8 protein-coding genes are annotated in these 12,628 nt (G+C 49.0%); 7 read left to right on the top strand and 1 reads right to left on the bottom strand.

The annotated features are described in order from the left end of the window. Positions 1–33 precede the first annotated feature (33 nt). Positions 34–1,368, bottom strand: coding sequence for a 30S ribosomal protein S12 methylthiotransferase RimO (gene rimO / locus Pelsub_RS05975; RefSeq protein WP_158675000.1), 1,335 nt, complete (start codon positions 1,366–1,368; stop codon positions 34–36). Positions 1,369–1,497: 129 nt separating this feature from the next. Between rimO and Pelsub_RS05970 the strand changes: the two genes are divergently transcribed. From Pelsub_RS05970 to Pelsub_RS05940, 7 genes are all read left to right on the top strand, one after another. After that, positions 1,498–2,820 carry a UDP-glucose dehydrogenase family protein gene (locus tag Pelsub_RS05970; protein WP_116224638.1) on the top strand — a complete coding sequence of 441 codons (1,323 nt, stop codon included), beginning with the start codon at positions 1,498–1,500 and terminating at the stop codon, positions 2,818–2,820. 179 nt (positions 2,821–2,999) lie between these two features. After that, a complete protein-coding gene (locus tag Pelsub_RS05965; RefSeq protein WP_116224639.1) occupies positions 3,000–4,355 on the top strand; it encodes an MFS transporter in 1,356 nt (451 codons plus the stop codon). Between the two features lie 6 nt (positions 4,356–4,361). After that, a complete protein-coding gene (locus Pelsub_RS05960) occupies positions 4,362–5,135 on the top strand; it encodes a lysophospholipid acyltransferase family protein (protein ID WP_116224640.1) in 774 nt (257 codons plus the stop codon). Positions 5,136–5,262: 127 nt separating this feature from the next. Continuing rightward, complete coding sequence (gene uvrA, locus Pelsub_RS05955; RefSeq protein ID WP_116224641.1) at positions 5,263–8,163, top strand: excinuclease ABC subunit UvrA; 2,901 nt, start codon at positions 5,263–5,265, stop codon at positions 8,161–8,163. A gap of 109 nt (positions 8,164–8,272) precedes the next feature. After that, positions 8,273–9,385: a radical SAM/SPASM domain-containing protein gene (locus tag Pelsub_RS05950; protein ID WP_116224642.1), complete on the top strand. Its 1,113-nt coding sequence runs from the start codon at positions 8,273–8,275 to the stop codon at positions 9,383–9,385. A 354-nt stretch (positions 9,386–9,739) separates the two neighbouring features. Next, positions 9,740–10,678 (top strand): hypothetical protein, encoded by a 939-nt coding sequence (locus Pelsub_RS05945; RefSeq protein WP_198418407.1) that lies wholly within the window; start codon positions 9,740–9,742, stop codon positions 10,676–10,678. Positions 10,679–10,834: 156 nt separating this feature from the next. Then, positions 10,835–12,526, top strand: coding sequence for a UvrD-helicase domain-containing protein (locus Pelsub_RS05940; protein WP_116224643.1), 1,692 nt, complete (start codon positions 10,835–10,837; stop codon positions 12,524–12,526). Positions 12,527–12,628 lie beyond the last annotated feature (102 nt).

Below are 12,628 nucleotides of genomic sequence, written 5' to 3'. Positions count from 1 at the left end.
ACGACCCCAAGAATTAATTCCGGGGTCGTTTTTTTATTTGCGTTCAGCCATCAAATCGTGCGTCAACGCCCCGGTCACCCTGACACGCGTGAGCTCGCCTTCCGTCAGCACTTCATCCAACAGCACCAGCCCATCGATCTCGGGCGCGTCGCGGAAGGAACGCCCGACGGAGATGCCGTCCCCGGTGCCCTCAATCAGCACATCCAGTTCGCGGCCAATCCAGGCCTCATTATTGGCGTGGGATATTTCCTCCTGCAGGGCGGCCAGGCGCTGAATACGTTCATCCTTAACCTCCTGCGGAATGGTATCTTCCAGCGCAAAGGCGGGAGTGTCCGCTTCGTGGTAATACGGAAAGATGCCCACGTGGTCAAAACGCATCTCAGCCGTGAAATCCAGCAATTCCTGGAACTCGGCTTCGGTTTCGCCCGGAAAACCCACAATGAAAGTGGTGCGCAAAGCCACCTCCGGGATGGCCTGGCGGAATTTACCCAAAGTATCCCGCACCCATTTCATATCGGATGGGCGCTGCATGCGCTTGAGCACATCCGGGTGAGCGTGCTGCAAAGGGATATCCAAATAAGGCAGGATATTGTTATCGGCTGCCATCAGCTCAATCAGCGGCTCCGCGTGCATACCCGGGAAGGTGTACATGACCCGCACCCAGGGAATTTCCGGCACGGTAACGGCCAGTTCGCCCAGCAGCGCGGCCAGGCCGTCCTTCATACCCAGATCACGCCCATACGTGGTGGTGTCCTGGGCAATCAGGATCACTTCCTTCGCGCCGGCTTCCGCCAAAGCCTGCGCATCCGCTAAAATCTCAGGAATGGGGCGGCTGAACATGGGGCCTTTGATGAGCGGGATGGCGCAAAAGGCGCAGCCGCGATCGCAGCCGTCGGCAATCTTGAGGTAAGCACTGCTGCCCTCCAGCGCCGCGCGCACGATTGGTTCGCCGCTCTCGATGATTTGTTTGGTCGGCGGAAAATAAAAATAGGGCGAGTCGCCCGGCTGGCGCAATTTCTCCACCACCGCGACAATCTCCGACCAGCGGCGCGTGCCCAGGGCTGCGTCCAGCCCTTCCACCTGCGCGGCCAACTGCTGCTTTTCGCGCTCTCCCAGGCAGCCGGCGGCCACCAGATATTGGCCGGGACGCTTCTCCTGGGCATAATCCCGCAGCACTTGCAGCGATTCTTCCTTTGCCGGTTGGATAAACCCGCAGGTGTTCACAATAATTAAATCGGATTCCTCGGCCTGAAAACATTCTTCATATCCGGCCATATCCAGCAACTCGGCCATGGAACGCGAATCCACGCTGTTCTTGGCGCAGCCCAATGATTCAATATAGAAAGTCTTTATAGGTCGTTTTGTCATAGACATGAGCCCCATTCTATCATTCTTACGCCAACCATCCCCCATCCGGTGGAAGATAATCATTTTTATTCGGCAGCGTTTATACTTAAAGCAAGTTAAGCTATAATTCCCAACCAGGAGAGACAAAATATGAGCAATATTTGCGTCATTGGAACTGGATATGTCGGGCTGGTCACAGGCGTCTGTTTTGCCGATTTAGGCAATCAGGTTTTCTGCCTGGATATCAATAAAGACCGCATCGACAAACTGAATCAAGGCATCATGCCAATTTACGAACCCGGATTGGAAGAAATCGTCGAACGGAATATCAAAAGCAAGCGGCTCTTCTTCACAACCGATTATGAAACCGCGTTGAAAGACGCGGAAATTGCCTTCATCGCGGTTGGCACGCCATCGGGTGTGGACGGTGAAGCCGATCTTCAATACGTGCGTAATGCAGCTGAGACGATCGCCCAGGTTGTCGATCACCCCATCATCGTGGTCAACAAATCCACTGTACCGGTCGGCACCGGCGATTGGGTAGCGGACATTATTTCACAAACCAGAGATTCCAAGAAATTGGACTTCTCGGTAGTCAGCAACCCCGAATTCCTGCGCGAAGGCAGCGCTATCGGAGATTTCATGAATCCCGATCGTGTTGTCCTGGGCTCATTGGAACGGGAAGCCGCCGAAAAAGTCTCACGACTATACGAACCTTTGCGCGCGCCCATCCTGATTACGGATTTGCGCACGGCTGAAATGATTAAATATGCCTCCAATGCTTTCCTGGCCACTCGCATTTCATTCATCAATGAAATCGCCAATATTTGCGACGAACTGGGCGCGGATGTGCGCGAAGTCGCCAAAGGCATGGGCCTGGACAAACGCATCGGCCATAGTTTTCTGGACGCCGGTTTAGGCTGGGGCGGCAGCTGCTTCCCCAAAGACGTCAAAGCGCTGGCGCACATGGCTGTGCTGCACAACAGCCAACCGCAATTGTTGCAGGCAGTGATGGATATTAACCGCAACCAACGCCGGCGCGTGGTTTACCGCTTGCGCAAGGTGCTGGGCGGATCGCTCAACGGCAAGGTCATCGGCGTTTTGGGCCTATCCTTCAAACCCAACACGGATGATATGCGCGAAGCTCCCGGCACGGAAATCATTCACCTGTTATTGAATGAAGGCGCGTCTGTTAAGGGCTATGACCCGCAAGCTATGGAAAACGCCGCCAAAGAACTGCCGAAAATCCAACTTTGCGATGATCCTTACCAGACTGCCGAGGGCGCCGATGCCCTGGTGCTGGCAACCGAATGGAACGAGTTCAAGCAGCTCGATTTTGAGAAGGTTTACAAACTCCTGCGCACTCCCGTTCTGGTGGATGGGCGTAATTTATGGGACAGCCAGTACCTGCGCGGTCTTGGCTTCACCTATTTCGGCATTGGCCAGGGCAACCATGTTAACCAGGTTGATTAATTTCAACAGATAAGTACATCCGGCGAGCAAATGATTGAAGCATTTGCTCGCTTTTTTATATTCATTTTCAGGAATTCAATTTTTTTCATTCGAACAACCAAGAAAATTGCTGCACAACGAAAATATTATGGGTAGTGTTAAAATATTTACATTCAAATTTTTATAAAAAGGAAATTATTATGATAGAAAAAGCGGACGTAAAAAAGAAGAAAAGAGCGCAGTGGGCCTGGTATTTCTATGATTTTGGCAATTCCGCCTATGCTGCCGTTGTTCTGCTGGCAGTATATGCAGCTTATTTCAAACAGAGTGTCGTAGGCACCGCTGAAGGATCCGCTTTATGGGGTCTTGCCTTGACCATTTCCATGCTGGTTGTAGCTGTAATTTCGCCATTTTTAGGGACATTGGCGGATTACTCCGGTCGCAAAAAGACCTTCCTGCTGGTAATGACCTTTGTTTCGATCATCTTCACCGGTTTATTGTTCTTTGTGAACAAGGGTGATGTATTCTTGGGCATGATCCTCTTTATCATTGCCGAAATTGGTTACCGCGCCGGGCAGGTATTCTACAACTCGCTGCTGGTGGATGTGGCTGACGAAGATGAAATTGGCAAAGTATCCGGCAATGGTTGGGCGATTGGCTCGCTGGGCGGCATCATCTGTCTGGTCATTGTGCTGGTCCTGATCCAATTAAACCCGGGCAATTCATTGGTCATCCGCTGGTCATTCGTCATCACCGCGGTATACTATGCGCTTTTTACCCTGCCAACCATATTCTGGCTGGAAGAAAAACACCGTCCGCAGAATAAAAGCGGCAAAGGCTTTTTTACAATCGCAATTGAACGCTTGAAAAACACCATCAAATCGGTTGCCAACTTCAAAGAATTCATCAAGTTCATGATCGCAGTGTTAATCTACAACGACGGCATCATCGCCGCCCTGGATTTCGCAGCCATCATCGGCGCTGTCGTTTTTGGCGTAACCAGTACCGAATTGATTATTTTTGTCATCATCGTGCAGGTTACCAACGTTGCCGGTGCCTATTTATACGGATTGCTGGGTGAAAAGATTGGCTACAAACAAAGCCTGATCAACTCCCTGGTGCTGATGATCATCTCGGTGCTGGGCATGATGTTCGTCCCCAACAAAACGGGATTCTTCATCGTGGGCGCCCTGGCCGGTTTTGCCATGGCCGGTGTGCAGTCGCTTTCCCGCACCATGGTAAGCGTATTCGCACCTGCCCATAAGAGCGCCGAATTCTACGGCTTCTTCTCCCTGACCGGCCGGACTTCTTCCATCATCGGCCCCGGCGTCATGGGGCTGGCTGCCACCGGTTTATCCAACTGGTTATTCAAAGCGCTCTCCCAGGCCGACGTTGCCTTGGCTAATAATGAAGCCACCAAAACCGTAGCAGAACAGATCGGTACGCGCTTTGCGCTGGTCACCATCGTCTTCTTCCTGCTGGTCGGTTTAATGCCGCTGCTCTTCGTGAATGAAAATGAAGGCCGTAGAGCAGCCAAGAACACAGTTGAGGAGTAAATTACCATGACCGCCGCCCAGTTAACCACATCCGGGGAACCATCCTACCGGCCAAACCAACCGCTGCGCCGACTAATGCAATACCTGGCACGCGGTATTTTCAAGGTGCTCACGGATATGGAAATAGAGGGTGAAGAGAATTTTCCCAGGACCGGCCCATTGATTATGGTCGGGAATCATTTCAGCTTCATCGACCCGGCCGCTTTCATCAGCGTGGCGCCCTGGCCCATGGACTTCATCGGCGGAGCGGTCACCCCGCACGCGCCGAAAATCGTGCAATTTCTCCCCAAAATGTGGGGGTACCTGCCGGTTTATCGGGGCACAGGCTCGACCTTTGCGCTGAAACAGGCGGAAGCGATCTTAAGATCCGGCGGTGTGGTCGGAATTTTCCCCGAAGGCGGATCCTGGGCGCAGATTCTGCGGCCGGCACGGCCCGGCGCGGCTTTGTTGACCGCCGTGGCGGAAGCGCCGCTGCTGCCGATAGGGTTGACCGGATTTCCCAAAATATTTCCGGCACTGCGCCAGGGCAAACGCGCCAAGGTGAAGATTCGCATTGGTAAGCCCTTCGGCCCTTTCAAGATATTCGGCAGCCGTTATGAACGCCGGCACCAATTGGATGATATCGGCAACGAAATCATGACCCACATCGCCGAATTGATCCCGCCGGAAGAAGCCGGCTTGTTCTCTAAAGACCCGGCCATCCGGGCAGCCGCTCAGGGGACCGATTATTATCCCTGGGAAGGCATCCGAGAAGGCCAGGACGACTACCCTGCCCAGTAATTCGGCCGGTATCCCAATCATTTCAACATCATTCATCCCCGGAAAACCACCCGGGGATGTTTTTTTATGGATGTTATAATCAAAAATTGCTTTATAATATAGATATTATGTTCTAAAAAGAGGTTGTATGTCACAAGACAAAATCCGGGTGGTTGGCGCCCGCGAACACAATTTAAAGAATATCACCGTGGAAATCCCGCGCGATAAATTCGTGGTGATTACAGGTCTGTCCGGTTCCGGCAAGAGCTCGCTGGCATTTGATACGATTTTTGCTGAAGGCCAGCGCCGCTACGTGGAATCCCTGTCCGCTTACGCGCGCCAGTTCCTCGGCCAGATGAATAAACCGGACGTGGATTACATCGAAGGACTTTCCCCGGCCGTCTCCATCGACCAGAAAGCCACCTCGCGCAACCCGCGCTCCACCGTGGGGACGGTTACCGAAGTATACGATTACCTCAGGCTGCTGTTCGCGCGCGTGGGCGTGCCGCACTGCCCCATCTGCGGCCGTGAAGTGGTCAAGCAGTCTGCGCAGGAAATCGTCGATATTGTCGCGCACCTGCCCCAGGATTCGCGCCTGCTGATTATGGCGCCCATCATCCGCGGCCGCAAAGGCACCTACCAGGCTGTTTTTGACGAAATACGCAAAGCCGGTTTTCTGCGCGTGCGGGCCGATGGCCAGGTCTACAACCTGGACGAAGAAATTGAATTGGATCGCTACAAAATACACAACATTGAAGCGGTAGTTGACCGCCTGGTAATCCAGGCAAGTGATAACGAAGCCGACCAAAAAGCTTTCGTTACCCGGCTGACCGACTCAGTCGAGACCGCGCTGAAATTTGGCGAGGGACGCGTCATCGTACAAAACATGTCCACCGAACCGCCTACCGACCTTTTCTACTCAGAACATTTATCCTGTCCGGAGCACGGGGTCAGCCTGCCGGAAATCGAGCCGCGCAACTTCTCCTTCAACACCCCGCACGGCGCCTGCCCGACCTGCCAGGGCCTGGGCATCAAACAGGAAATTGACCCGGATCTGCTCATCCCGGACAAGGAAATTTCTCTCAACGACGGCGCCATCGTGGCCATGGAATGGAATGATTCACGCGATCAGGGCAAATATTACTGGCAGATGCTTTCCGCCGCTGCCAAAGCCTACCACATCAACCTGGACACGCCCATCAAAGACCTGCCCGAAGAAAAACTGAATGTCATCCTGTATGGCACCAACGGACAGGAAGTCGAAATGGACCTGCGCAGCGCGGATAACCGCCGCACGGTTTTGAAAACCAAGTTCGAAGGCGTCATCCCCAACCTGATGCGGCGTTTTCGGGAGACGAATTCCGAATACATTCGCAGCAAAATTCAGGAATTTATGAGCGACCAGCCCTGTCCGGACTGCAACGGCAACCGCCTGCGGCCGGAATCGCTGGCTGTTACGGTTGACGACAACAACATTATGGAAGTCACCGGCTGGCCGGTGGAACGCACGCTGCCCTGGATTGTAAAAATCATGGGGGATGATTCTCCTTTGAATGAGCGCGACCGGGCTATTTCGGAACGCGTACTGAAGGAAATTCATGACCGGCTGGGATTCCTCGTTAATGTCGGCCTGGGCTATTTGACGCTCAAACGCTCGGCCGCCACACTTTCCGGCGGCGAAGCCCAGCGCATCCGGCTGGCCACCCAAATCGGCTCCAAGCTGATGGGCGTGCTATACGTGTTGGATGAACCCTCCATCGGGCTGCACCCGCGCGATAACGCGCGCCTGCTAGCCACGCTGAAAGAGCTGCGCGACCAGGGCAACACTGTCCTGGTGGTGGAACACGACGAAGAGACCATCCGCACGGCGGACTGGATTGTGGACCTGGGGCCGGGCGCCGGCGAACACGGCGGCGAGATCATCGCCGAAGGGCCGGTCAAAGCCATCCTGGAAAACCCAAAATCGCTCACCGGAGCCTATATGTCGCGTCGTTTGACCGTCCCGATGCCTGAAAAACGGCGTTTGGGCAACGGCAAACACCTGACGATCGTTGGCGCGGAGGCTAACAACCTGAAAAATCTGGATGTTGAAATTCCCCTGGGTAAACTGGTGTGCATCACCGGCGTGAGCGGTTCGGGAAAATCCTCCCTGATGGTGGACGTGCTCTATCAAGCTCTGGCGCGTGAGTTGAACCACGCCCGCACCAATCCGGGCGGCTATAAACGCATCGAAGGTATCCAGTATTTAGACAAAATCATCAACATCGACCAATCCCCCATTGGACGCACGCCGCGCTCCAACCCGGGCACTTATACCGGCGTGTGGGATGAGGTGCGCAAGTTATTCACCGAGATGCCGGAAAGCAAGATGCGCGGGTATACCAGTGGACGTTTTTCATTCAACGTGCACGGCGGGCGCTGTGAGGCCTGCCAGGGAAACGGTCAACTGCGTATTGAAATGCAATTCCTGCCGGATGTGTACGTGCCCTGCGATGTCTGCCACGGCGCGCGCTTCAACCGCGAAACACTGCAAGTCAAATATAAGGGACTTTCCATCGCGGAAGTGATGAATCTGACCATCGACAGCGCCATGGAGTTTTTCGCGAACATTCCCCGCATCGCGCACAAACTGGAAACCTTGCAGGATGTGGGATTGGGATATATCCGCATCGGCCAATCGGCCACCACCCTTTCGGGCGGGGAAGCCCAGCGCATCAAGCTTTCGCGCGAACTCTCGCGCCGCGCCACCGGCAAGACCCTGTACGTGCTGGACGAGCCTTCGGTCGGCTTGCATGCCGCCGACGTGCACAAATTGGTGGAAGTGCTGCAGCGCCTGGTGGACGCCGGCAACTCGGTGTTGATCATCGAACACAACCTGGACATCATCAAGACTGCCGATTACATTATCGATCTGGGGCCGGAGGGCGGCGACCGCGGCGGCCAGTTGGTGGCCACGGGCACACCCGAGGAAGTGTGCGAAATAAAATCGTCCTACACCGGACAGGTTCTGAAGGATTACTTCAAGGATTATTACAAAAAGGAATGTTAATCATTTCAAAACACTATCCCCATTCCCTAAATCGGGAATGGGGATTTTTTATACTCATTTTTGCAACCATTTTCCTTATTTTACGTAAATTATTGTGAGGATAAAAAGAATGAATTCAACTGACATGCCTGTAAACAAGGCAAAACCATTGAACTACACCGAGTGGTTCAACGAACATTTCAACATCGGTCTTAAACAGGCAGTCAAATTCAGCCTGAGCCACCCGCGCAAAGCCATTTTCTTCGGTAATAAGATCGTGCGCTTCTATTTCGCCAGCCGGCGCAGGAAAAGCTGGAAAAATCAGGGCGTGCAGGTACCACCCATGCTGATCTACAGCATCACAACGGAATGCAACCTGGATTGCGGCGGCTGCTACGCCAAGGTCCTGCACCAACCCAAACACGGCGAGTTCAACCCGCAGAAATTCGCGCAGGTCATCGACCAGGCAGATGAGATCGGCGTTTCGTATATTTTGCTGGCCGGGGGCGAGCCTTTCATGCGCAAGGAACTGCTGGACGTCACCGCCGCGCACCCCAACATCATCTTCACCCCTTTCACCAACGGTATGCTGGTGGAGGAGGAACACATCCGGCGCCTGAAGAAACAACCGCATGTGATTCCCATCGTCAGCTTTGAAGGCTACGAGCTGGAAACGGATAAACGCCGCGGCCAGGGCGTATACGAGAACGGCTTCGAGCTGATCCAGCGCTTCCAGCAGGCCGGCATTTATTACGGCGTTTCGGTCACCACCACGCACGATAATTTTCAAACTGTCGTCGACCGCAAGTTCATCGAGCGCCTGGTGGCGTTGGACTGCAAGGTATTCTTCTTCATTAATTACATTCCCGTCACCCCCGGAACGGACGACATGATCATGACCGTGCCGCAGGTGAACGAACTCAACCGCATTCTGGTGGGTTACCGCCGTGAGTACCCGGCATTGTTCCTGGCTTTCCCCGGCAGCGAAATCGACTTCGGCGGCTGCCTGGCAGCCGGCAAGGGCTTCGTGCACATCAACGCTGAAGGCGACGTGGAACCCTGCCCCTTCTCGCCCTACACGGATGCCAGTTTGCGCGACATGCCCCTGATCGAGGCGCTCAAATCGCCGCTGCTGAATGCCATCCGCGAGAACGACTTCCGCCTGGACGAATCCAACGGCATCTGTGCGTTGTGGCAGGAACGCGAATGGATCGCGGACCTGGCTCCCACAGAATCCGTCTAATTCGCCTTTTTCAAACGCTCCCCGGGCTCGCGCCCTCCGTTATGCCTGGGGAGCGTTTTTTCTATAAGCATTGATATATAATAGTTATAGTATTGGGGTTTTGTATTACCTTTTTTTGGTTTTGGAATATTTTAAATAGATCAGCTTGATAAACGATATAGAGAGATTTAAAACAATCCACAGCAAGTGTAGGAAAAATTTAACTAAGTTACGCAAAGATGGAATTAAGACGAGAAATCTTACATGTTTTCAAGCAATATTACAATTCTATTTTCTCGGTAATTAGAAACCACACTCTTCACAAAATTGCATATCGATTATTGATAAATAATATTTCAAGGAGGGAATTTATCGATGTCAGCAATTCAATTTATAACATCTGGGGGTATGGCATCAGTAGGTGGTGATCTTCCAGAAAATGAACAAAATGCAGTAAATGCCATAATTAGATTATTTGGCGAGAAGGTACGAAAATACGCGCTTGACTTACAAGTGCCTGCATCTATATTATCTGTTCAACAATGTGGATATCTTTTAGTTGGAAAAGATATTAATAATTATCATGCAGTATTTGCAGATATTGCAGAAACGAAAATATTTTATAGGGATTTTTCATCATTTGGTAGGCTAGACCTGAATAGTCTTACTCATCAGGTAAGAATTGATGTAGGGGAAGTAGTATGGGCTTTTTCATTCCCCATTCATGTCCCAGCGGAAAAACTTGACGATTATATCCAAAGTATTGTTGTGCAGTATGTTAGCACTGTATTACAGGCAAAAAAGAAATCAGAAAGAAACATGTCTGAAGAAACAGCATCAAATCCCGAGATAGCCTCAGGGCTTCAAAAATTCAGGAATGATTTTTCTGTAACAAAGAAAACTGCTTTTATTATTATGAAATTCAATGACACAGAGTTACACGAAGAAATTGTTACTTGCATTAAAGATGTTTTAGACAAAAATAACATTACTGCACTACGAGCTGATGATAAACAATACATGGATGATCTATTTCCGAATGTAAAGGTTTATATGCACGGCTGCAATTTTGGTATTGCGGTATTTGATCGGATAACGGAAGAAGATTTCAATCCAAATGTATCACTTGAAGTTGGTTATATGCTTGGTATGGGTAAGAGTGTTCTTTTGTTAAAGGATAAAAATTTAAAATCCTTACAAACTGATTTGATAGGAAAGTTGTATAAAGAGTTTGACCCGTTGAAGATTTCTGAATCATTACCAAAACAAATAGAAAAATGGTTAATAGATAAAGGTTTTGTAATAAATCAATAGGAAACCATTTAAACGGGGTAATAAGTTGTTTAACACAGTATAAGATTCCCTTGAATTTATAAATTTCTTCAACAATCCAATGAAATCATATTTAAGGGTTGGACACTCACACAATGGTAGATACCACAAACTAATAGCCTTTGGAGAATTAATATAATGACAGAAAATAATCCATTTGAAAACCAGGCAGAACAAAGAAAAGAGTATCTTGATAAAATCTTACAATCTGACAATCCACGAAAATTAATTGTCGCAGGACCCGGAACAGGAAAAACATATACTTTCGGTGCGATATTTAATAAAAAAGTGGGGAAAAGAAATCTTGCTCTTTCATTCATAAGAAAGCTTGTTGAAGATATGGAAAATGATCTGGGTAATCGAGCTGAAGTTAGAACATTCCATGCATTCTGTAAGAAACTACTCCACAAAAGGAATGGCAGGATCGAGCTCATCCCATTTCTAACAAAAATAGTAGAAAGCGACGCCAATTTCCTCGGAAATAAACTTTCCGATTTTGATGAGAAATTTCAAATGCTTGATGAAGATTCGCCTGAATTAACGTTTTATCTTGAAAGGGGAGATTACTATAATGCAGTATCTTTTAATGACACTGTCTATAGGTTATATAAACACGTCCGTGACGGGCATTTAGAGTTGCCAACTTATGATCAAATTGTTGTTGATGAATACCAAGATTTCAATCCGCTTGAAGTTGCGTTGATTGAAGAATTAGAAAAGAAAAGTCCCATATTAATTGTCGGTGATGATGATCAAGCAGTATATTCTGGAAGGAATTCTTCCCCTGCCCACTTGCGAGCTAAATATGAATCCGGTGAATATCAAGTTTTTCAATTACCATTTTGTTCCAGGTGTCCACGAGTTGTTGTAGAAGCAACCACTGCATTTATTAAAAATGTAACAGATAATGGTGGTCTTCAAGATAGAATTGAAAGGCCTTTCTTTCCCTATCTTGAAGATAAAGATTATGAAAATAGTACATATCCAAAAATTGTGAAAGCAACAACCTCAACAATAAGTTGTTTGTCTAAGTTTATCGCAGGAGAAATTAAAAAAATCCCAGAAATAGAAATTAAAGATGCACACGAAAAAAACTATCCCTGTGTTCTACTTGTTGGAAAGAGGCAATACCTTAATCCTTTAGCAAAAAAATTGGGAGAATTTTACGCAAATATAAACTTTTCTGAAGCCCAAGATTATAATTATTCCATATGTGATGCATATGACATGCTTCTCCATGATGACGATTCAAATTTAGGTTGGCGAATTCTTGCTGAGTTTGAATTTAATAAAGTTCAGATACAAGACTTTATCAAATCTTCTCTCGATGGAACACCTTTTAATAAGATACTACCGGAAGAATTTATTTGCAAACATTTAAAAGTCGTCAATATCATCAGGGCTGGTAAACCAAGTGAGCAAGATCGTCAAGCATTAATAGGTCTTATAGGTGAAAAAAGTGATCAAATCTTAGGGCACTTTTATGGAGAACAAAAAGAAAAGCAGGAAACTGATTTATCCCAACCGACAATACTTTTATCATCTTTTGAAGGTTGTAAAGGTCTTTCAGCAGGTCACGTATTTATCGTCGGTTTAAATGAAGGTATAGTACCAAAAATAGATAGTAACGGCAATGTCGATAATATTGAATATTGCAAATTTGTGGTGGCATTGACTCGTACTTTGAAGAGATGTTATTTACTTTCGAATAAATGGGATTACAATCCAAATGATAGGGAACCATATTTACCATCTCAATTTACGCAAATAATTCCAGGAGAATTTATAGAGGATAGAGGATACCTAACAAGCAAAGATATAACTCAATAATTAAGAACTCTCTTAAGTTTACTAAACGGCCACCCGACATCCAACCATATACCTTTACATTCCTGTGTGCCTGTGCCCTATATAAGACCTGCACTTTACGGA

Source organism: Pelolinea submarina (genome assembly GCF_003966975.1).
Classification (GTDB): Bacteria; Chloroflexota; Anaerolineae; order Anaerolineales; family Anaerolineaceae; genus Pelolinea; species Pelolinea submarina.
This window is presented reverse-complemented; position numbering and strand designations above follow the sequence as displayed.

Excerpts from the sequence above, each read along its gene's own strand:
- Pelsub_RS05960 (WP_116224640.1), top strand. The coding sequence starts at position 4,362 with ATGACCGCCGCCCAGTTAACCACATCCGGGGAACCATCCTACCGGCCA.
- uvrA (WP_116224641.1), top strand. The coding sequence starts at position 5,263 with ATGTCACAAGACAAAATCCGGGTGGTTGGCGCCCGCGAACACAATTTA.
- rimO (WP_158675000.1), bottom strand. The coding sequence starts at position 1,368 with ATGACAAAACGACCTATAAAGACTTTCTATATTGAATCATTGGGCTGC.
- Pelsub_RS05965 (WP_116224639.1), top strand. The coding sequence starts at position 3,000 with ATGATAGAAAAAGCGGACGTAAAAAAGAAGAAAAGAGCGCAGTGGGCC.
- Pelsub_RS05950 (WP_116224642.1), top strand. The coding sequence starts at position 8,273 with ATGAATTCAACTGACATGCCTGTAAACAAGGCAAAACCATTGAACTAC.
- Pelsub_RS05970 (WP_116224638.1), top strand. The coding sequence starts at position 1,498 with ATGAGCAATATTTGCGTCATTGGAACTGGATATGTCGGGCTGGTCACA.
- Pelsub_RS05940 (WP_116224643.1), top strand. The coding sequence starts at position 10,835 with ATGACAGAAAATAATCCATTTGAAAACCAGGCAGAACAAAGAAAAGAG.
- Pelsub_RS05945 (WP_198418407.1), top strand. The coding sequence starts at position 9,740 with ATGTCAGCAATTCAATTTATAACATCTGGGGGTATGGCATCAGTAGGT.